Source organism: Algibacter lectus (assembly GCF_004368925.1).
GTDB lineage: Bacteria > Bacteroidota > Bacteroidia > Flavobacteriales > Flavobacteriaceae > Algibacter > Algibacter lectus.
Map to the genome: position 1 here is coordinate 775,528 of NZ_SORL01000007.1, position 21,159 is coordinate 796,686.

Genomic DNA, 21,159 nt, shown 5'->3' on the forward strand with positions numbered 1-21,159 from the left:
AAACTAAAGGAGATGCAACATTATCACCCCTATTATTTTACATTATTAGGCCTAGCTCAAGCTAATTAAGGGTAAAAAATGATAAAACTTATGTAAATTGTGATGCTGTCAAGAATATTTTATATACAACATAATTACTCCTTTGATTTTTATGAGCATTTTTAAAACCACCATTACCTACATATGTTTAATTATTACATTTTTCACTTTAAACATTTCTTTCTCTCAATCTAATTCTTTAAACTTTCATGAATTAGATATACACGGTGTACTTTTTAACAAGAAGGTAAACGTGCTTTTTAAAGATAGCTACGGTTATTTATGGATAGGAAGTAATTCTGGCCTTTATAGATATGATGGACACGATTTGGAAGAATATCAATATGATGTTTTTGATGCCAATTCTATTCCTAATAATAATATCAATTCTATTATTGAAGACGCCCATAAGAACCTATGGATAGGAAGCGAAAGTTATCTTATTCATTATAATAGAAAAAAAAACCAGTTTAAAGGTTTTTTGAAGAATATTAGCTCGTTTGTAAAAACAAGTAGTAAAACAGGTGATATTTGGGTAAACATCCAAACGGAAGGCTTACTTAAATTTCAATCTAAGGAAGATATCTCTGAAATTAACTTACCCGAAGTTTTTACTAACACCCCTAGCGATAACATATACAAAACTTCTGCCAAAACCATATCTACTGTACTAATCGATAATTTTGATAGACATTGGATTGCTAACGATAATGGCCTATTTTATATCAACGAAAACAATTTAATTACAGCTACGAACTTCAATGAAAAAATTGTTGATATGAAGTTTTTGGCAGATAATAAAATAATGGTAGTAAGTGCAACCAGCATGTATATTCTAGGCACCAATAAAGCAGACTATAACATAGAGATTCTAGAACAATACCCTAATATTAATATAGAATTATCTTCCACTTGTTTTTTAACGACAGTCTCTATAGATGCTAAAAATAATGTCATTTGGATTGGATCATCAGAAGGGTTAATTAAAGCCAACAGAATAGATAATACTTATCATTTTAATTATTTTTCAAACACTAGCAAAGAGGTTAACTTATTAAACAATCATATTTCATCTACCATATTTGATGATTATGGCAATCTTTGGATTGGTTCATTTAAAGGAATTAATAAATATTTAGGCAGAACTTCTTTATTTGAATACAACAAACTCTCACAAAGCAATAGCATTACTACGAGTTTAAGGAGTTTGAACTTAGCCAATATTTTAGTAGGTACACGAGAAGGTCTTTTTCATTTTAATCAAAAAACCAAAGCCCATGTTAAAATTGAAAACGACATCAAGTTTATACAAACCATTACAAGAAATTACGAAAACACCGAGTTTTTAATTGCTGATAATAAAGCCATTTATAAAACCAACAATTATAACTCTAACGATACTAAACTAGATTTAATTAAAATTAAATCTTACAAAGAACTTATTAAAGATATTGTACCTATAAATAAAAATGAACTTTGGGTAGCATTATGGAACGGTGGTATTGACATTATTAATAGCAATAAGGCCATTTCTGAATTTAAACAAAATGTAATTAAAAAACTAGAAAATCACCATACCTCTACCCTCTTACTCGCGAAAAACAATAAATTATGGATTGGTACACGTGGAGAAGGTTTATACTGTGTAGATCTGTTAAATGAAACCATAAAGCACTATTTGCCTACCCTAGAAAATGGTTTAACATCCAATGCTATTTTAAGTTTACATGAAGATAATTTAAATAATATTTGGGTAGGAACACGTGGTGGTGGATTAAATATGTATGAAGCATCTCTTGACAAGTTCAATAATTTTAAAGAGAATAACGCCTATAGACCAAAAATAGTTTCGGCTATTGAAGAGGATTACAATGGTAATATTTGGATGAGTACCAGAAATGGCATCACAAAGTTTAATATTAAAACACAACGTTTTATACCTTTTGGTGTGGAAGATGGTATTAACGAAAACCAATTCCTTTTTAACTCCAGTACGGTTAATACTCAAAAGAAGATTATATATTTTGGATGTACCGACGGTTTTTATAGTGTTTTTACAACAAAATTAACACCGCAAACTATATTGCCAACTACGGTAATTACAAGTTTCGCTATTCTTGGTAAAACACAAGAAAACAAAGCTATGAATAGCTTTAAAAACATCAATGAATTTTACACATACTCTGGTGCACCAATAGAATTACCGTACAATCAAAATAACATTGCTGTAAATTTTTCTTCGTTAGACTTAACCACACCGAATAAAAACCAATACGCCTATAAATTAAAAGGACTCAACAACTATTGGGTTTATACAAGTGCTTCTAACCGAAATGCAAATTATAACGATCTCTCGCCTGGCACTTACACCTTTATGGTTAAAAGTACCAACAGTGATGGCGCCTGGAATGATACACCTGCCGAGGTTTCCTTTATTATCAATCCGCCAATATGGAAAAGTATTTGGGCTATTATAGCCTATGTTCTATTAGGTATATTAATTATTTACATAGGTTCTATTTTAATTAGACGTTGGTATTTACTAAAGAAAAACCTTGTAAAAGAAACCATTTCTAGAGAAAAAGACAATGAACTTAACAGAATGAAAATGATATTTTTTACCGATATCTCTCATGAGTTACGCACACCTCTATCCTTAATATTAGGTACTATTGAAAAAGTGGTTAAAGAGAAAAAATTCACATTAAGTCCTTTAACGAGTCAGCGTATTTACAACAATACTCTTAGAATGCACCGCCTAATAAACCAGATTATGGATATTAGAAAGTTTGACGAAGGAAAATTTAAACTCAAGGTTTCTAAAAATGATATTGTTAAAGATATTAATACCATAAAAAACGCCTTTAACGACTTTGCTAAAATTTATGAAATCGATTATGATTTTACGTCTAATACAAAGAAAACATCCGGTTGGTACGATGTAGATTTATTGGAGAAAATTCTATTTAATCTTGTTTCCAATGCCTTTAAATACACCGCTAAAAACGGAAAAATAACAGTAAATCTAGATGTTATAAAACCAAATAAAAACGAGAGTGAGCCTCACCCATTCAATGGTAAATATATAAGATGTAGCGTTCGAGATAATGGTTTAGGAATTCCTAAAAAAGATTTAGAATTTATCTTCGATCGCTATTACCAAGCAACAAAATCACAACGTAATCAAATACCAGGAACCGGAATTGGCATGGAACTCGTGCATAAACTTATCGAGCGTCATCATGGTACAATTAAGGTAGAAAGCGAAGAGAATGTTTACACAGAGTTCACTTTTTGTATTCCTATTTCAAAAGATAAATATAGCAAAAAAGAGCGCATGCAAACTAGTATGCCTCTAAAACGAAATTTCATAAAAAACTCGGAATTCCAAGTCATTGAAGAAGTTTCTACCGAGTTTAATAATAAAAAAAACATAGAACAAAAAACTAAAAAATCTAAGGTGCTTATTGTTGAAGATAATGATGATTTAAGGCAAATGGTAAAAGAAGAGTTAAGCGATGATTTTGATATTATTGAAGCTCCAAATGGCCAAGAAGGTTACGCACAAGCTATGGCAGAAAAACCAGACCTTATTATAAGCGATATTTTAATGCCTATTCAAGATGGTCTTTCTATGTTAAAACAGATAAAAAAGAATGCTGAATTTAACAATACGCCTATTTTTATGCTTACTGCTAAAAATTCTGACGAGTCTAAAATTGAATGCTTAAGTCTTGGAGCAAACGACTATATAGAAAAGCCTTTTAGTTTAGAATTTCTTAAATGGAAAGTAAAAAACACATTTAAAACGAGACATAATCTAAAGGAAAAATATAGCAAACTTATAACCACAGCTCCTGTTGATAAACACGTAGACTCTAACGACGAAAAATTCATTAAAAAGCTTATCAAAATTATTGAAGATAATATGAACAATAATTTATTAAGCGTAGAATTTTTAGCTTCTGAAATTGGAATGAGCAGAGCAAACTTATATCGAAAAGTACAGCAAATACTGAATGATACTCCTGTAAATTTCATTAAAACCATAAAACTAAAACGAGCTGCTCAGTTACTAAAACAAGATAAAATGTATATCTCTGAAGTTGCTTACATGACGGGATTTAACAACCAGAAATACTTTAGTAAATGCTTTAATAAAGAATACGGCATGAGTCCTACAGAGTATATTAAACAGAATACCGAATAAAATTATCTTTTATAAATTATAAGAAGTTTTTAAATCTCGGTTATACCATATAACTGAGATTTTTTTTGCACCTATTTTGTTAATTTTCAGATACATTCAATTAACATATTTCTCTATTTTTTAGCCGTTTTTCAGAAAAATTATATTTTAATCAGACTAATTTTTACATTATCTCATTATTGAAACAAATACCCCCCTTTTAATTGATTTTATAGGTAACTAGCTTTAACTTCGTTGCTTCTTAACGGACTCTCTAATTTTTTAAATTTAGCATAGCGAAACCAATGGATCATTATTTAGACCCTTTCTTTGAACTATCGATGGACTGTCTCTGTATTGCAAATTTTGAAGGCTATTTTGTTAAAATCAATCCTGCTTTTGTAGAACTTTTAGGATTTTCTGAAACAGAATTACGTTCAAAATTAATTTCAGATTTTATTTATGATGAAGACAAAAAGCGTACAGCCTCTTACAGGTCTAATTTAAAACAAAACAAACCGTTAATAAATTTTGAAAATAGATATGTAACCAAATCTGGCGCAATTATCTGGCTGCATTGGACAGCAATTCCTGTTGAAAAAGATAAGCTAGTTTATGCCATTGCAAAAGATATTACACACAAAAAAGAACTAGAGAACGAACGCATATCGCACTTAAGTAAGCTTAGTGAAGTAAACGAAAAACTTAAGCAACTTAATTACACAACATCTCACGACCTGAGATCTCCCGTAAATAATTTAATCTCTTTAGTAGATTTAATTGATTTAAGTAAAGTTGAAGATCCCGAAACCTTAAAAATGTTAAACTACATAAAGGTCTCTGCAGAAGGTCTAAACGATTCTCTAAACACTTACGTAGAAGCGTTTAAACAAAAAAATATCTCAAACGAAACCCTAGACCTTGTTAACTTTAATGCCATTTTCAACAAAGTCAGTCATTCCATAAGTACGCTAATCCAAAAGTCTGGAGCGCAATTCGAAATAGATTTTTCGGTTTTAGAAAACGTTCCTTTTAATCCGGCATATATGGAAAGTATTTTTCTTAATTTTATTACAAACTCTATTAAATACGCACGACCAGAAGTTCCGCTTATCATTTCGATAACATCTAATAACTTATACGGTAAACCCACTTTTAAATATTCTGATAATGGTCTCGGGTTTGATATGGAAAAAGTAGGTCATCTAATATTTAAATTAAATCAACGTTTTCACGGAAATGAAGACAGCAAAGGTGTGGGTTTATACTTAGTTTACAACCATGTAACCTCACTTGGCGGAAGCATTCATGTAGATAGCAAGATCAATCATGGCACAACATTCACCATCAGTTTTAATAGCTAGTTCTTCTTATGCACATCATTTTGACTACGCTATTATCATTATAAAATCTCAATCTACTACATAGAAAAAGCCCTTGAAATATTCAGAATTTCGAGATCCACTTATTGGCTCTAGAATTATTTTGTTTAACTTTTTAAAGAAAACATTAAACATTATTGTATCTTTATAAAATATTTAAAGCAGTTAATTTTTATAAATCATAAAAAAGCACACCAAATGTTTGGACTATTTAAAACAAAATCAGAGAAAGAAATGTTACAAAAACAATATGAAAAACTGATGAATGAAGCACATGCCTTATCTACATCAAATAGAAGAATGAGTGATCAAAAAGTTTTTGAAGCAGAAGAAGTCATGAAAAAACTAGAAAAGTTGAATTAATAAATGAGTGAAGAAAAAAAGCCAGATCAGGTCGTTTACAATACAGAAACCAAAAAGTATGATGCTTCTATTAAGCCGTATGCTACTTCTGTTGGTGCACCTGTAATTACTCCAACCGATAGTATTGCTTGGAAAAACAGAAGCATCACAAAAATCAATCATAAGGTTGAGGCTAAATATCTGGAGCTAAAAGCAGAATATGAAAAAATGATTCAAGAATTTGAATACAATAAACTCATATTCGATGCTAAGTTTACTTTTGAACCCGTTATAGGCGAAGTATATCATTTATACAAAAGAGAAAATGGAGAATCTTTTCTATCCATAATAGCACCAGAACATTGCAATTTTAATCCTCTAGGAAGCTTTTATTTAAATGCAGACCAAACTTGGGAAAAAATATAATTTCACGATGACAGAAACAAAACCATTAACAGAAAGAGAACTAGACCGTATTATTGAAATGGCTTGGGAAGATCGTACACCCTTTGAAGCTATTCTATTTCAATTTGGATTACCCGAAAAAGAAGTTATTAAAGTTATGCGTGGTAACCTTAAAGAGTCTAGCTTTAAACGTTGGCGTAAACGTGTAAATAGCGGAGTGAGTAAAAAGCATTTAAAAAAACGAAATCCAGATATTACTCGCTTTAAATGCTCTAGACAAAAAGTAATTTCTAGTAATAAAATAAGTAAACGCTAATTAAATTAATTCACTCACAAATAATAAAAAACACAAACAACCTCTTGAAAAGGCAATCGATAAATATTGTTTGGTTAAAGCGAGATATTCGCTCGCAAGATCATGAGCCTTTACAAAAAGCAGAACAATCAGGTACTCCGTACCTTATTATCTATCTATTTGAACCTACTATAATAGAATATCCCGATACAAGCCCGAGACATTTAAAATTCATTTACCACTCTATTTCGGCGTTAAACACAACAATAGAAACTTATAAAAGACGTGTTGAAGTCTTTTACGGAGAAGCTCTTACTGTTTTTCAATATTTGAATAACATATTCAACATCAAATCTGTATTTAGTTATCAAGAAAGCGGAATTCAGATAACTTGGCAACGCGATAAAGAAATAGCCAACTTTTGTAAAGAGAATACTATTTTATGGAAACAATTGCAACGAGATGGTATTATTAGAGGTCTTAAAAACAGAGATACATGGAACAAGCAATGGCATCAAACCATGCATACGCCAATTATAAAAAACAACTATTCCATTTCTGAAATCGAGCCTCTTAATCATAAATTTTGTATACCCGAAAAATTAGAAAATCAATTAAAAGCATATCCTAAACATTACCAACCTGCAGGTGAAGTAAATGCTTGGCGCTACTTAAAATCGTTTGCAGCAAAAAGAGGTTTTAATTACCAAAAACACATATCTAAGCCTACAGAAAGTAGAATGTCTTGCAGCAGACTTTCGCCCTATTTAGCCTGGGGAAATATAAGCATAAAGCAAGCTTTCCAATTTATAGGCACACACCCAAACGGTACAAAAAACAGTAAAGCATTTTCAGCAATGTTAACCCGTTTACATTGGCATTGCCATTTTATTCAAAAGTTTGAAGTAGAATGCCGTTATGAAACACAATGCATAAACAAAGGCTACGAGCTTTTAACTCACAATAAAAACGAAGCTTTCATAAAAGCATGGAAAACAGGCCACACCGGCTACCCTATAATCGATGCTTGCATGCGAGCTGTAGAACAAACTGGCTGGATTAACTTTAGAATGCGTGCTATGGTTGTCTCTTTTTTAACACTCAATTTAGACCAAGATTGGAGAGATGGTACTTACCATTTAGCACGGCAGTTTTTAGATTACGAGCCAGGAATTCACTTTCCTCAATTTCAAATGCAAGCAGGCACCACAGGTATTAATACCGTGCGTTTATATAACCCCGTAAAAAACTCACAAGAACATGACCCGGAAGGTATTTTTATAAAAAAATGGATTCCAGAACTAAGAGCTGTTCCAACGTTACACATTCATGAACCTTGGAAAATGACAGCTATGGAACAAACGTTTTGCAACGTTATTATGGGTGAAACCTATCCAAACCCCATAATAGATTTACAAGAAAGTGCTAGAATTGCTAGAGACAAAATTTGGGGACATAAAAAACACCCTGCTGTGTTGCAAGAAAAGAATAGACTTTTACAAACTCATGTCAATAGAAACTAATGAAAAAGGAAAATCTGCCAGAGAAAATATGTGTGGTTTGCGACAGACCATTTACATGGCGTAAAAAATGGGAGAAAAATTGGAACGACGTTAAATATTGCAGCACACGTTGCAGAAAGAATAAATGAAAAGCATCAACTTAATATTTCCACATCAATTGTTTCATGAATCACCAATTTTTGAAACCACTGCTCCTATCTATATAATTGAAGAATATTTGTTTTTTAAGCAATACCCATTTCATAAACAAAAAATAGCGTTTCATAGAGCTTCAATGAAGTGCTACGCAAATTTTCTTCGGAACGAAAAAAACCTTGAAGTAAATTATATTGAAGCGATTAGCGATTTATCGGATATTAGAAAGTTAATCGTCCAGTTAAGTGAACAAGAAGTAAAACACATTAACTACGTAGATCCAACAGATAATTGGCTTCAAAAAAGAATAGAAAAAACAAGTGAAGAGCACGGCATTTCAACAAACGTTTATACTTCGCCTTTATTCTTAAACACTAAAGATGAACTGGTTAATTTCTTCCGAAAGGATAAAAAGAAATACCAACAATCTACATTTTATACCGAGCAGCGTAAAAAAAGAAAGATTTTAGTCGATTCTGAAAATAAACCATTGGGAGGCAAATGGAGTTTTGATGCTGAAAACAGAAAAAAATATCCTGCTAAAAAAACACCACCATCGGTTCAGTTTCCTGATAGCGATGCTTATTATTTAGAGGCAAAAGCATATGTAGAAAAGCATTTTTCGAATCATTTAGGGAAGCTTACAGAGCAGGCCTTATACCCTACTAATTTTGAAAGCACAAACAATTGGTTGCAGCAGTTTTTTGAAAAACGTTTTATGGAATTTGGAACTTATGAAGATGCTATAGTTGCAGAAAACTCGATACTAAACCATAGTGTATTAACGCCTATGCTAAACGTAGGTTTAATAACTCCTCAGCAAATAATTGATGCTTGCTTATTATATGCTGAAGAGAACAATGTACCTATTAATTCTACCGAAGGTTTTATTAGGCAAATTACAGGTTGGCGCGAATTTATAAGAGGCGTTTATGAAGCTAGAGGTGGTGAAGAACGCACCACTAATTTTTGGGGATTTAAAAAGAAAATTCCTAAATCGTTTTACGATGGCACCACGGGCATAGCACCCATAGATAAAACTATTAAAAAAGTATTACAAACTGGGTATTGCCACCATATAGAGCGTTTAATGGTTTTAGGGAACTTTATGATGCTTTGTGAGTTCGATCCAGATGAAGTATATAAATGGTTTATGGAACTCTTTATTGATGCTTACGATTGGGTTATGGTAACCAATGTATACGGAATGAGTCAGTTTGCCGATGGCGGATTAATGGCTACAAAGCCTTATATAAGTGGTAGTAATTATTTAATGAAAATGAGTAATTATAAAAAAGGAGATTGGCAAAACACTTGGGATGGTCTTTTTTGGCGCTTTATGCATACACACCGCGACTTCTTTTTATCGAACCCTAGATTAGGCATGTTGGTAAAAATGTTTGATAAAATGCCTTCTGAAAAGCAAGAGCAACATCTTAAACATGCAGAACAGTATTTATTATCCTTAAAAATCTAATATGATGCTATTTAACACAACACAAATTAATGATGCTTTTGTAAAAGAAAGTGACAACCTAGTTGGAAAAGCCTTTTCTTTTTTAGAAAAAATAAAAATGGGAGGTATTGGATCTAGTAGATTTATGATTGAAGAAATAAGCGAAAAACTTCAACCTAAAAATCTACAAACTCTAGCCACAAATTATGCGAATATAGAACTAAGGCCAAAAGGTATAATCGTGCATTTTACAAATAGACTCGATCGTTACTCGTGGATAATCCCCTATTACAGATTAGTTACTTATAGCACAAAAACGTATACTATACACGCTAATGGACATTTTATTAAGTTTAAGAAAAATAAAAATTATGACGATAATAAAAAGTTTATTGATAAAATGATTAACTTAAAAATCAGCTTTTTAAAATTAGATTATTACGATGCTTAAAAGCCATTTCTATTCTAAAACTAAGACACTATGAAGCCTTTAATTTTAATACTTTTAATAGCCATTACTATGCAAACAGACACTATATTTAAATTTGAAAAAACATCGGATATTACTAATTGGACCGTGGTTAACGATGCTGTTATGGGCGGAAAATCCTCTGGAGCATTCACTTTAAATGAAACAGGACATGGTGTTTACACCGGGCATGTATCTTTAGAAAACAATGGCGGTTTTTCCTCTTTAAGATATCGATTTAACGACATTAGCACCGAAGGCTTTTCAAAAGTGATATTGAAAATTAAAGGTGATGGTAAAAATTACCAATTTAGAGTAAAATCTAAACTATCCGACAAACACTCTTATATCGCGCTTTTCAGCAGTTCAAAAACATGGGAAGTAATCGAAATATCACTAGCGGATATGTATCCGGCGTTTAGAGGTCGTAAACTCGATATTCTAAACTTCGACGCAAATAGCATTGAAGAAGTTGCATTTTTAATAGGCAACAAAACTGCTGAAGATTTTAAACTAGAAATTGATTCTATTGTTTTAAAGTAATTTGAATAAAAAAAGCCAATCTCAAATAAAGAGATTGGCTTTTTTTGTAAATTAATAACAAGAGTTAATCTAATACAAATTTAAAACCTGCTGTAATAATACTCGATGAAAACGTCGTATCTCTATCGTATTGATAAAATTTTAAATCGATACTTTTTAAACCATAGTTCCAAATATGTGCTTTCGTAAAAATATCGGTATAAGAGACTCCAAACCCATATTGATTTGCAGAGTATTCAGATAAATCATAATCTGAAGTATAAAACGCATCCGTAGATAAAGCGCCTTCATAAGGATTAAAATAATCGGCCGCAGTTTGATTATAATACCTGTAAGACGGATAAAGCTTAAATTTATTAGTAATTTTTATTGGCAATTCAATACTCGCGGTGTGCGAGTTAATTCCCCAATCGTCAAAATAATAACGATAAAAAGTACGCACCGTTAAAACTTCATTAATATACCAATTTAAACGTCCTCCAGCAGCCACTTTAAACCTTGAATCGGGTAAGCGCTCCACAGCATCGGCAAGCTGAAAATCATCTATAAAAGAATCGGCTACATCTCCAAAATAAACTCTTTGAAAAGGTGTAGATAATAAACCGTCTTGCTGAACAAAATCTAACGCCAACGACCCTTGCAAATTTTTATGAAGTATTTGTGAGAACCCAAAACCTAACGAATACGAATTACGTCCTTTACTATCAAACTCTGAAAATCTAGGATTATAATCGGTGTTACCCGTAATGGTGTTTTGAGTAAATAATCGATCACTTAAACCATTTCCTTCTGCTCCAAAAGGTCTTAGTTCTGTTGGATAAATAGGATTCCAAGTATCCAAATACACGTTTCCGCTTACACTAACCTCGGTATTCTTTTCATTAAAAAGTTTAGAGTACGTTCCGCCAACACCAACAGAAAAATAATCGTACTCTGAAGAAATAGCTAACTTAGCCGACCAAATATCGTTTCTATCATCCGAACTATGACTGTAACTTCCCGTTAAATTTGCCCAAGCATCGCTGCTTGAAGCCCCTGACGATGCTTGAAAGGGATCTGCTGGTCCATCATCAAAAGGATCAATATTACTCGATGACGCCGATGTATATGCAGAAATACCTGCATCTATGGTTAACACATCATCATCATTCAACGGAATAGAAACTACAAAAGTTCCTGTAACATCCGTTAATTCTTCAGTACCAACACCTCCTGTTACTGCTGCATTATCGCCATCTTGACTATAATAACTGGTTAAAAAATCGATTTCGGTAGTTTCTAAAACTCTTTTTTTATAGACTTTGGTATCGTCTTGCCCTGTTTGTGCGTAACCCTTCACGAAAGCGAATACACAAAACAAAATTATAAGTTTTTTCAATTTATTTTATTTTTTTTAAATTTCTAAATACAGATATATACTAAGAGTTTCGGTTAATTACAACCGCAACCACCACCTGTTTTTCCTCCGTTTGCCCCTACCGCTGCTTCGCGATAAGAGTGTGCCGTAGAAAGGTTACGATCTACTTTTTTATCAGATAATACCATATCTGGATCGTTTATATTCACTTTTTCGTATTCTTTAACCACAACACAACTACTAAAAGATGTGACGATTAATACGCAACATATTAACTTGTTTATCATAATTTATCTATTTCTATATTATTGGACTTAATTATATTTCCTTTATCATCTATAATGATGCATTCAATTTTTGGCAACTGATTTATTCTATCCAAACCCGCTTCTTTCCCCATTACAAAAACCGATGTTGCTAAAGCATCCGCCAATTCTGCTTTTGGTGCAAAAACGGTTACACTTATAATTCCTGAAGAAGGATATCCGGTACGGGGATCGATAATATGTGTGTAGCGTTTACCATTAAAATTAACGTACTTCTCATAATTTCCAGAAGTTACCACAGCCCCATTGGTTATAGGAAGTAATGCAAACACTTTGTTTTTATTCATGGGATTGGTAATGGCTACTTTCCAAGCTGTACCATCAGGTTGTTTTCCCCAAGTATTCATATCTCCCGAAGCATTTATAATACCGGAGACTACACCTTTTTCTATAAGCAATGCCTTTGCTTTATCGGCTGCATAACCTTTCCCAATAGCACCAAAACCAATTTTCATACCTTCTAATTTCAGAAAAACTGTTGTATTCACTTTATCTAAAACTATATTCTGAAACCCTACTTTTGCTACAGATGCTTTTATTTTGTTTTCGGGTGGCATCACCGTCATACTACCATCAAAATGCCAAATTCTATCCATAGATGCATAGCTAATATCAAAAGCGCCATCGGTCAATTTTGAAATTCCGATTGCGCGTTCAATTAAACTGAAAAGTTCCAAATCGACCTTTACCGGCTTAATTCCTGCATTCTTATTTATGGCAGATGTTTGAGAATTTTCGTCCCAAGAGGATATGAGTTTTTCAATCCGAATTATTTCCGCGACAGCGTTATCGATATATTCATTTCCTTTTACAGCATCACTAGCAACTACAGTAATATCAAAACGACTTCCCATAAGTTTTAGGGTGCGTTTATATGGCTGCTGAGCGAAGCCCAACATTGAAAAAAACACGATTAAAGCGGTTGCTAGCCCTTTTAAATTATTTTGTAAACGCATTGATTTCTTTTATATAATTTTCTGGTGTAGTTTTTTTATAGCTCGTTTCCCCCAGAACTTCGCCTTTAGCGTTTAAAACCACTACAAAAGGAAAAATGCCATTTTTATTATAAGCCTCGGCTAATTTGGCATTGGCTTTAGTTTGAGCTTCAGGCAAGGCATTTTTCTTTCTTTTAGGAAAATCGGCCTGTAACATCACATAGTTTTTATCGGCATAGTTTTTAAAAGCATCGGTACTCCAAATTTCGTGATCGAGCTTTATGCACGGCCCACACCAATCTGAACCTTGAAAAACCAGGATTATAGGTTTGTGCTCTTTAGAAGAAATATCTTTAGCCAGCGTAAAATCTGTCTGCCAATTTTGAGCAGTTATTGTAATGACACTAACTAGAAAAAGTGCTACTGTTAATATTATTTTTTTCATGTTTTTATTATTTACTTATTTATATATAGTCAAGAATTATCCAGTATCCTATCAAAAAGGGACTAGTTTTTTTATTAAAATATTTAAGCCAAATTCGTATTAAACAAAGCACCAATTACAGCCGTTAACCCCATAGCTAATGTGCCCCAAAATGTAACACGAAGTATGGCACTTAAAGGCTTTGCGCCTCCCGTTTTTGCAGAGATTGCTCCTAAAACAGCTAGAAACAAAATAGCAAAAACATACTGTATATATTCCATGGTATTTAACGGAGCTATAAAAGCAACCAATACGGGTAAAAAACCGCCCACTGTAAAGGATATCCCTGAGGATAGTGCGGCTTGCAACGGTTTTGCTTCCGTCATTTCTGTTATCCCTAATTCATCCCTTGCATGCGCGCCAAGAGCATCATGTGCAGTTAATTGTTTAGCAACTTCCAATGCGGTTTCTTGTGTTAAACCACGTGCTTTGTAAATCTCTGTAAGCTCCGTCAACTCTTGTTCTGGAGTATCAATAAGTTCTTGTTTTTCACGAGCTAAATCCGATTTTTCAATATCGGTTTGAGAGCTCACAGACACATATTCTCCCGCCGCCATAGATAAGGCGCCGGCTACTAAACCCGCAACACCTGCAAGTAAAATAGGCTCTCGAGTACTACTTGCCGCAGCAACACCTATAATTAAACTTGCGGTAGATAAAATACCATCATTCGCTCCTAAAACACTTGCTCTAAGCCAACCACTCCGGTTTATATAGTGCTTTTCTGTTGTTTGTATTTCCATAACTATTCTCCCAATAAATTAAACGCGCCACTAGTTAAAAATGCTGTATTCGCCTGAAAGCTTTCAGCTCCTTCTATCATTGAATACCCTTTATAATTTTCTTTTACTTCAACTTCTATTTGATTGAAATAATAAACATCACCATTCTTTTCATCTAAAACTAAAACATAAGATACGCCTCCTTCTTCAATAATAGATTCTTGAGGTAAGGCTTTCGCAGAAATGGATCCTGTAATAATATCTGCTTCTACAAACATTCCTACCAAGAAATGATTCTCAGATTCATTTTCTAAATGCCCATGAACATGAATAGTTCTATTGGGTTCAATTGATGTGCCCACAAGATGCACCTCTGCCTTATAAGTCTCCGAAGAAGCCTCGGGTATTTTAAAATCTATTTTTTGTCCTTTTTTAATAGCCATAATATCCTTCTCGAAAACAGATAGTTCTAAATGAATATGGTCGTTATCAATAATTTCCAAAATAGCTTCCGCAGGCGAAACATAAGTTCCTTTTGTAACGTTTACCTTAGTAACACGTCCTGAAATTGGCGCTAAAACATTTACTACAGAAGTTATTTCCCCAGAGCGTACTCGTGATGGCGATATATGAAGCATACTTAACTGCTTCTCTAAACCTCTATGTTTTGCAACAGCCATTTTATAGTCACTCTCTGCTTTTAAAAAGCTTTTTTGCGAAGTAATATTTTCAGCTTTCATGGTTACTTGCCTATCGTATTCCGCTTTTAAATACGTAAGTTGTTCGTTTACTTCCATATAATTTTGCTGAATGGTTACGAACTCTGGATTTTCTATAGTAACAAGAACTTGACCTTTTTTTACCTTATCACCAATTAATAAAGGCGTTGTTTTAATATAGCCTCCCATGGTGGCATTTACAACCGCTCTATATTCTGGTGGAACATCAATTAGTCCATTTACACTTACAACATTAGGAAATGATTTTTCCTCAAGACCTCCTAAAGTCATTTTACTTTGGCCAAATTGCGCCTGTGTTACCTGAATACGACTGTCTTTTATGGTGTTATTCTCCGTTTGAGATTTATTTGTTTCGTTCTTTTTTTCTCCGCAACCAAAAAAAGTAAAGAGAAAACTAAACAGCACTATTGTATATAATTTACGTGTCATAACGTTGCGTTTATAAAGTTAAATAATTAATGGTTATTATGGTTTGGTTGTACTCATTAAGCTTATCTAAGTAACTCAATTTTATTTCATAAGCACTTTCCAAACTCTGGATGTATTGATAGAAATCGATCTCTCCATTTCTAAAACTTCCATGAGCTGTTTTTAAAATTTCTTCGGAAAGTTTATCGCCTTCATTTTCATAATAATTCAAAGCCTCTTGAAGTTGTGATAACCGAATTTTAAGGGCATTATGCTTTTCATTTAATTGAATTTCAAATGCCTTGGATTCTGAAACAGCAGCCTCTTCTGCAAAACCAGCAGCTTTAATTCGAGCCGCTTGACCACTAAAAAATATCGGGATTTTTAAACCGAACTGATACCCTGAAAGACTAGCTCCTAATCCCGGATTGGTGCCTTGAAAATAATTAAGACTAATATCAGGAAGTAGTTTATGATTTTCAAAACGACGTTCTGCTTCGGAAAGGGCTACTTTATTTTTATAATAAGCTATTTCTGCACTTCCATCAATATCTAGCGTATTCAACACGGCTTTTAAAGAAGATTCTACAGCAATTAAAATGGGCTCGTCTACCTGAATTATTTTTATTAAGCTATTATACACTAATAAAACCTCTTTTTGAGCTTCGCTGTATTTAAGACTAACCTGCTTTTGTTTGGATGCTGCTGTAATTTTCTCTAAATAATTGGTTTCCCCTAGTTCAAAACGCCGAGCTGCCACTTTGGAAAAATTAGTATAGAGACTGTCCAACTTTTTATAAACGCCTTCCTTCTTTTTAGCAATTTGATATGCGTAATAAGCAGCTGTTACTTTGCGAGAAATCGTTTTTTTCTGAATATTATAACTGCTCGAAACCATGCCATATCGTGCTTGATTAACTTTCTTTTCGGAAAAATAAACCGTTGGAAATTTAAAGTCTTGTTGAATACCAAACACCCTTAATGGCGTATTGTTCTCCGCCAAATTATTCTCATCAAACTCATAATAAACATGCGTTTTATCAAAACTAAAAGCAGACCCAATTAAAGCATCCGATTGTTTTACTTGCAATCTCCCAGCTTCTAATCCGGCATTATTCTCTATTGCCATAGGGATAAGGTCTTTTAATTTAGCACCACTCCGCTGCTGACCAAACACACTAAAGGACGCCAATAATAATACCAAACCTAAAGTCTTTTTAGAACTGACTCTACCACGTATTCTTTTGCTGTTGTACGGACGATTAAACAAAGCATACAACACAGGTAAAACCACTAACGTTAATAAGGTTGCCGTAACCAAACCACCAATAACCACAGTAGCTAACGGACGCTGTACTTCTGCGCCTGCATTGGTAGAAATAGCCATAGGTAAAAACCCTAATGCTGCTGCAGAGGCTGTTAATAACACTGCACGTAACCTATCTTTAGTGCCTTGCTTTATTAAAGCTTCCATACTTTCAAACCCGTGATTTTTTAATTCTTTAAAGTGCTCGATTAACACAATACCATTAAGCACGGCAATACCAAATAATGCGATAAAACCAACACCTGCAGATATGCTAAACGGCAAATCACGAAGCCATAATAATAACACGCCTCCAACGGCTGCTAAAGGAATTGCCGAATAAATAATTAAGGCTTCTTTAACAGATTTAAAAGCAAAATACAAAAGCACGAATATCAATATTAAAGCAATGGGAACGGCAACCATTAATCGAGCTTTTGCACTTTGTAAATTTTCGAATTGGCCACCGTAAGTAATAGAATATCCAACTGGTAAATGAATGTTATTATTTATTAATTTCTGAACATCATCTACTACAGATTGTAAATCCCGATTACGCACATTAACGCCAACCACGATTCTTCGTCTGGTATCATCACGGGAAATTTTAGCCGCTCCTTTTTGATAACTAATCTCTGCCAATTCACTTAACGGAATTTTTCCACCGGAAGGTAGATCCACATACAAATTCTCTAGATTATCAATATCTTGGCGCTTGTCTTTATCAAGCCGCACCACTAAATCGAATCGCTTTTCACCTTCAAAAACACTCCCTGCAGATTTCCCTGCAAACCCCATAGAAACCATATCATTCAGTTCTTGAATATTAAGGCCGTATCGGGCAATTTTAGCACGATTGTATTGTACATTCATTTCTGGTAATCCTGCAATTTTTTCAACCGAAACATCTGCGGCTCCTGGCACATTTTCTATTAATGCACCAATTTCATTTCCTTTCTTTGCTAGAATATCTAAATCATCTCCAAAAATCTTGATGGCAATATCTGCTCGAACTCCGGTAATTAATTCATTAAAACGCATTTCTATTGGCTGAGTAAATTCAACTTCCATCCCAGGAATTACTGCAAGTGCTTCTTTAAATTTATCGGCCAATTCGTCTTTAGAAGATGCCGATGTCCATTCGTTTTTAGGATTAAGCACAATAATAACATCACTTTCTTCCATAGACATGGGGTCCGTTGGTACTTCTGCCGCACCAATACGCGTTACAACTTGTTTCACTTCTGGAAACTGCTTTAAAAGGATTTTTTCAATTTCGGTTGCCGTTTTAACGGTATTACTTAAGGACGTTCCTGTTTTTAATATAGGTTGAATAACAAAATCCCCTTCGTCTAAAGTGGGTACAAACTCCCCTCCCATAGTCGAGTATAAATAAATTGAAATCGCTAAAAAAGTACCCGCTATACCCAAAACAAGCTTTTTACTACGTAACGCCCAATCTATGGTTGGCTCATATATTTTATTAAGCCAATTCATTAATTTTACTGAAACATTTTTATGTGTTGCATTGGATGGTTTTAAAAATAAAGAAGCCACCACGGGCACATAAGTGAAGCAAAATATCATGGCACCTATTAATGCAAAACTAAACGTTAATGCCATAGGTTTAAACATTTTACCCTCTACGCCAGAAAGGGATAATATGGGGATAAATACAATTAAAATGATAAGCTGACCAAAGATGGCAGAGTTCATCATTTTTGAAGCGCCTTTAATGGTAATGTTATCTTTAAATGCTTGACGTTCTGTTCTGGATAATGCATTTATTTCAAGCTTCTTTTGAGTGATTTGAAACGCAATATATTCTACAATAATAACAGCACCATCAATAATAATCCCGAAATCTATAGCCCCTAAACTCATTAAGTTAGCATCTACTCCAAAAATATACATTAAAGACAATGCAAAGAGCAAACACAACGGAATAACCGAAGCGACCACCAATCCCGATCTAAAATTACCTAAAAGTAAAACCACCACAAAAATGACAATTAAACAGCCTAAAACTAGATTTTCTGTTACTGTAAATGTGGTTTTGGCAATAAGTTCGCTACGGTCTAGAAAGGCATTAATATACACACCTTCTGGTAAGGATTTTGAAATTTCATCTACACGCTCTTTTACGGCTTCAATAACTTTTTTAGAATTAGCATCTTTAAGCATCATCACTTGTCCCAGTACTTTTTCACCTTCACCATTCCCAGTAATGGCACCAAAACGCGTGGCACTTCCAAAGCCAACTTTGGCCACATCTTTAATATAAATAGGTAAACCATCCGTGTTTTTAACTACTATATTCCGTATATCTTCCAATGACGACACCAAACCTTCACCACGAATAAAAAAGGCTTGATTCACCTTTTCAATATAGCCACCACCAGAAACACTATTATTCATTTCCAAAGCGGTAAACACATCCCGAGCAGAAATAGCCATGGCATTTAGCTTTTCGGTATCAATAGCTACTTCATATTGCTTTAAAAAACCTCCCCATGTATTTACTTCTACAACTCCAGGAATCCCTGAAAGCTGTCGCTTTACTACCCAATCTTGTATGGTTCGTAAATCTTCTGCATTATAACGATTTTTAAATTCGGGTTCTACATCAAGAATGTATTGATAAATCTCCCCTAAACCTGTTGTAATGGGGCCCATTTCTGGCGTACCAAAACCTTCGGGAATCTTTTCGGAAGCCGACTTTATTTTTTCAGCAATAAGCTGTCTGGGTAAAAAAGTACCCATAGCATCGTTAAAAACGATGGTAACTACCGAAAGTCCGAATTTTGATATAGAACGAATCTCGATAACGCCAGGCAAATTTGCCATCTCCAATTCTACGGGATAGGTTATAAATTGCTCCATATCTTGCGTAGATAGGTTACGAGATGTTGTGATTACTTGCACCTGATTGTTTGTAACATCGGGCACAGCACCAATAGGTATTTGAGATAAGGAATACAGTCCAAACCCAATAATAAAGGTGGTAAATAATAGAACAATAAACTTGTTCTTTATGCTGAAATTGATAATGTATGATAGCATATTTTCATAAAATAATCGATGTGAACATTCCTAAACCAATACCTGATTAAGGAATAAAAAAAATTAAAAAAGTCCCTGATTACTTATGATAGCCTTGGTGGCTGAAAAAGCCCTTCCAAATGAAGTGAAGAAGAAGGTGCTTGATAATAAAATTTATGCGTATTAGATTCTAAAAATTCAACTGCTTTAAATTCTGCTTTGTGCGTATTTAACACAAAAGCAAGTACAGAAGACACGTGAGACTGGTGATGAAACGGTAATTGCTCGTGCTCCTCCTGTTCCTCTTGATGGTCCTTGTCGTGATCTGCCTTTTGCTCCCCATAGTGCTTAGAGATAAACACTAAAACATTATCCCCATACTGCTCGCTATGATATTGCGCATGCTCGATAAACTCATCGATTTGGGCAATATCCGTAACGCATATCCCAAAACTTTGAATCAGGATATTTAAAGATAACGCTATGGAAAATAATTTATTCACTTAAACAAAGGTAATAATTTTAAACTTTTATAACATTTTTTAATATAGATTATTTCTATAGTTATATTTACAACACCGTCTTTATAAACTATTCGACGGAGTACTTTTAGTGCTGAAACCTAGCCTATTTACTCTCGTTTTACAAATAAACTCGACCGTGATGGTGCTGGAACCATAGAACCAAAATAACGTTTAAGTGTATTATCATTTTGATCTATTACTGTATCTAAATTTTTGTTTTGTCCAAAACAACCTTTTGAATTCGCATCCGAAAGATTAGTCTTCACCAAGATTACCTCAGGTTTTACAGTCTTTTTACCACTACACCCCACGCTAAATACGAACGTAGAAACCATCACGAATAAAAAAACCTGTCTCAAAATAATAGCCAACTTTAAAGTTTGAATGAGCATATTAAGAATAATAACATAATTACAGTCCAATTAATTTGTTAAAATTCAACTAAAATATTAATCCGCCTTATATTTTATCATTTGTGAAAAGTACTTTTTATTTGAAATCATTATAACAAGAAGTAGATTTCAAATAAAAAAAATC

At 33.5% G+C, this 21,159-nt stretch carries 19 protein-coding genes; 10 read left to right on the top strand and 9 right to left on the bottom strand.

Going from position 1 to position 21,159, the window contains the following annotated elements; translation table 11 throughout:
- Nucleotides 1-151 precede the first annotated feature (151 nt).
- The 10 genes from DFQ06_RS04350 to DFQ06_RS04395 all read left to right on the top strand — a co-directional run bounded on the left by DFQ06_RS04350 (nt 152) and on the right by DFQ06_RS04395 (nt 10,778).
- Nucleotides 152-4,249, top strand: a complete 4,098-nt coding sequence (locus DFQ06_RS04350; RefSeq protein ID WP_133966217.1) for a hybrid sensor histidine kinase/response regulator transcription factor — start codon at nt 152-154, stop codon at nt 4,247-4,249.
- 284 nt (nt 4,250-4,533) lie between these two features.
- Nucleotides 4,534-5,592 carry a PAS domain-containing sensor histidine kinase gene (locus tag DFQ06_RS04355; RefSeq protein ID WP_042505474.1) on the top strand — a complete coding sequence of 353 codons (1,059 nt, stop codon included), beginning with the start codon at nt 4,534-4,536 and terminating at the stop codon, nt 5,590-5,592.
- A 216-nt stretch (nt 5,593-5,808) separates the two neighbouring features.
- Nucleotides 5,809-5,973 (top strand): Lacal_2735 family protein, encoded by a 165-nt coding sequence (locus DFQ06_RS04360; protein ID WP_042498574.1) that lies wholly within the window; start codon nt 5,809-5,811, stop codon nt 5,971-5,973.
- A gap of 3 nt (nt 5,974-5,976) precedes the next feature.
- Nucleotides 5,977-6,378 (top strand): DUF2452 domain-containing protein, encoded by a 402-nt coding sequence (locus DFQ06_RS04365; RefSeq protein WP_133966218.1) that lies wholly within the window; start codon nt 5,977-5,979, stop codon nt 6,376-6,378.
- Nucleotides 6,379-6,385: 7 nt separating this feature from the next.
- The gene (locus tag DFQ06_RS04370) at nt 6,386-6,673 is read left to right on the top strand and encodes a TIGR03643 family protein (protein WP_133966219.1); all 288 of its coding nucleotides are present in this window, start codon (nt 6,386-6,388) and stop codon (nt 6,671-6,673) included.
- Between the two features lie 44 nt (nt 6,674-6,717).
- Nucleotides 6,718-8,175, top strand: coding sequence for a cryptochrome/deoxyribodipyrimidine photo-lyase family protein (locus DFQ06_RS04375; RefSeq protein ID WP_133966220.1), 1,458 nt, complete (start codon nt 6,718-6,720; stop codon nt 8,173-8,175).
- Nucleotides 8,175-8,303 (top strand): DUF2256 domain-containing protein, encoded by a 129-nt coding sequence (locus DFQ06_RS04380; RefSeq protein WP_074935353.1) that lies wholly within the window; start codon nt 8,175-8,177, stop codon nt 8,301-8,303. The genes DFQ06_RS04375 and DFQ06_RS04380 overlap by 1 nt, the downstream gene beginning before the upstream one ends.
- A complete protein-coding gene (locus DFQ06_RS04385) occupies nt 8,300-9,787 on the top strand; it encodes a cryptochrome/photolyase family protein (protein WP_133966221.1) in 1,488 nt (495 codons plus the stop codon). Before DFQ06_RS04380 ends, DFQ06_RS04385 begins: the two co-directional genes overlap by 4 nt.
- A 1-nt stretch (nt 9,788) precedes the next feature.
- A complete protein-coding gene (locus tag DFQ06_RS04390) occupies nt 9,789-10,217 on the top strand; it encodes a hypothetical protein (protein WP_052415434.1) in 429 nt (142 codons plus the stop codon).
- A gap of 30 nt (nt 10,218-10,247) precedes the next feature.
- Nucleotides 10,248-10,778: a CIA30 family protein gene (locus tag DFQ06_RS04395; RefSeq protein ID WP_235833482.1), complete on the top strand. Its 531-nt coding sequence runs from the start codon at nt 10,248-10,250 to the stop codon at nt 10,776-10,778.
- Between the two features lie 64 nt (nt 10,779-10,842).
- On the opposite strand, the gene DFQ06_RS04400 is transcribed toward DFQ06_RS04395, so the two are convergent.
- From DFQ06_RS04400 to DFQ06_RS19365, 9 genes are all read right to left on the bottom strand, one after another.
- Entirely contained in the window at nt 10,843-12,156 is a 1,314-nt protein-coding gene (locus DFQ06_RS04400; RefSeq protein ID WP_162857616.1) for a DUF3570 domain-containing protein, read from the bottom strand.
- A gap of 53 nt (nt 12,157-12,209) precedes the next feature.
- Complete coding sequence (locus DFQ06_RS04405) at nt 12,210-12,422, bottom strand: DUF4266 domain-containing protein (protein ID WP_042505484.1); 213 nt, start codon at nt 12,420-12,422, stop codon at nt 12,210-12,212.
- On the bottom strand, nt 12,419-13,417 hold the full coding sequence (locus tag DFQ06_RS04410; protein WP_133966222.1) for an FAD:protein FMN transferase: 999 nt from the start codon (nt 13,415-13,417) through the stop codon (nt 12,419-12,421). Before DFQ06_RS04410 ends, DFQ06_RS04405 begins: the two co-directional genes overlap by 4 nt.
- The gene (locus DFQ06_RS04415) at nt 13,401-13,841 is read right to left on the bottom strand and encodes a thioredoxin family protein (protein ID WP_042505489.1); all 441 of its coding nucleotides are present in this window, start codon (nt 13,839-13,841) and stop codon (nt 13,401-13,403) included. The genes DFQ06_RS04410 and DFQ06_RS04415 overlap by 17 nt, the downstream gene beginning before the upstream one ends.
- 83 nt (nt 13,842-13,924) lie before the next feature.
- The gene (locus tag DFQ06_RS04420) at nt 13,925-14,623 is read right to left on the bottom strand and encodes a VIT1/CCC1 transporter family protein (protein WP_133966223.1); all 699 of its coding nucleotides are present in this window, start codon (nt 14,621-14,623) and stop codon (nt 13,925-13,927) included.
- A 2-nt stretch (nt 14,624-14,625) separates the two neighbouring features.
- Entirely contained in the window at nt 14,626-15,771 is a 1,146-nt protein-coding gene (locus DFQ06_RS04425; protein WP_133966224.1) for an efflux RND transporter periplasmic adaptor subunit, read from the bottom strand.
- 10 nt (nt 15,772-15,781) lie between these two features.
- Nucleotides 15,782-20,119 carry a CusA/CzcA family heavy metal efflux RND transporter gene (locus DFQ06_RS04430; RefSeq protein ID WP_133966225.1) on the bottom strand — a complete coding sequence of 1,446 codons (4,338 nt, stop codon included), beginning with the start codon at nt 20,117-20,119 and terminating at the stop codon, nt 15,782-15,784.
- A gap of 83 nt (nt 20,120-20,202) precedes the next feature.
- Nucleotides 20,203-20,601, bottom strand: a complete 399-nt coding sequence (locus DFQ06_RS04435) for a hypothetical protein (protein WP_042498557.1) — start codon at nt 20,599-20,601, stop codon at nt 20,203-20,205.
- A gap of 128 nt (nt 20,602-20,729) precedes the next feature.
- On the bottom strand, nt 20,730-20,891 hold the full coding sequence (locus DFQ06_RS19365) for a hypothetical protein (protein ID WP_159140035.1): 162 nt from the start codon (nt 20,889-20,891) through the stop codon (nt 20,730-20,732).
- Nucleotides 20,892-21,159: the final 268 nt, after the last annotated feature.

Excerpts from the sequence above, each read along its gene's own strand:
- DFQ06_RS04350 (WP_133966217.1), top strand. The coding sequence starts at position 152 with ATGAGCATTTTTAAAACCACCATTACCTACATATGTTTAATTATTACA.
- DFQ06_RS04425 (WP_133966224.1), bottom strand. The coding sequence starts at position 15,771 with ATGACACGTAAATTATATACAATAGTGCTGTTTAGTTTTCTCTTTACT.
- DFQ06_RS04430 (WP_133966225.1), bottom strand. The coding sequence starts at position 20,119 with ATGCTATCATACATTATCAATTTCAGCATAAAGAACAAGTTTATTGTT.
- DFQ06_RS04405 (WP_042505484.1), bottom strand. The coding sequence starts at position 12,422 with ATGATAAACAAGTTAATATGTTGCGTATTAATCGTCACATCTTTTAGT.
- DFQ06_RS04415 (WP_042505489.1), bottom strand. The coding sequence starts at position 13,841 with ATGAAAAAAATAATATTAACAGTAGCACTTTTTCTAGTTAGTGTCATT.
- DFQ06_RS04360 (WP_042498574.1), top strand. The coding sequence starts at position 5,809 with ATGTTTGGACTATTTAAAACAAAATCAGAGAAAGAAATGTTACAAAAA.
- DFQ06_RS04380 (WP_074935353.1), top strand. The coding sequence starts at position 8,175 with ATGAAAAAGGAAAATCTGCCAGAGAAAATATGTGTGGTTTGCGACAGA.
- DFQ06_RS04365 (WP_133966218.1), top strand. The coding sequence starts at position 5,977 with ATGAGTGAAGAAAAAAAGCCAGATCAGGTCGTTTACAATACAGAAACC.
- DFQ06_RS04390 (WP_052415434.1), top strand. The coding sequence starts at position 9,789 with ATGATGCTATTTAACACAACACAAATTAATGATGCTTTTGTAAAAGAA.
- DFQ06_RS04385 (WP_133966221.1), top strand. The coding sequence starts at position 8,300 with ATGAAAAGCATCAACTTAATATTTCCACATCAATTGTTTCATGAATCA.
- DFQ06_RS04370 (WP_133966219.1), top strand. The coding sequence starts at position 6,386 with ATGACAGAAACAAAACCATTAACAGAAAGAGAACTAGACCGTATTATT.
- DFQ06_RS04395 (WP_235833482.1), top strand. The coding sequence starts at position 10,248 with ATGAAGCCTTTAATTTTAATACTTTTAATAGCCATTACTATGCAAACA.
- DFQ06_RS04355 (WP_042505474.1), top strand. The coding sequence starts at position 4,534 with ATGGATCATTATTTAGACCCTTTCTTTGAACTATCGATGGACTGTCTC.
- DFQ06_RS04420 (WP_133966223.1), bottom strand. The coding sequence starts at position 14,623 with ATGGAAATACAAACAACAGAAAAGCACTATATAAACCGGAGTGGTTGG.
- DFQ06_RS04410 (WP_133966222.1), bottom strand. The coding sequence starts at position 13,417 with ATGCGTTTACAAAATAATTTAAAAGGGCTAGCAACCGCTTTAATCGTG.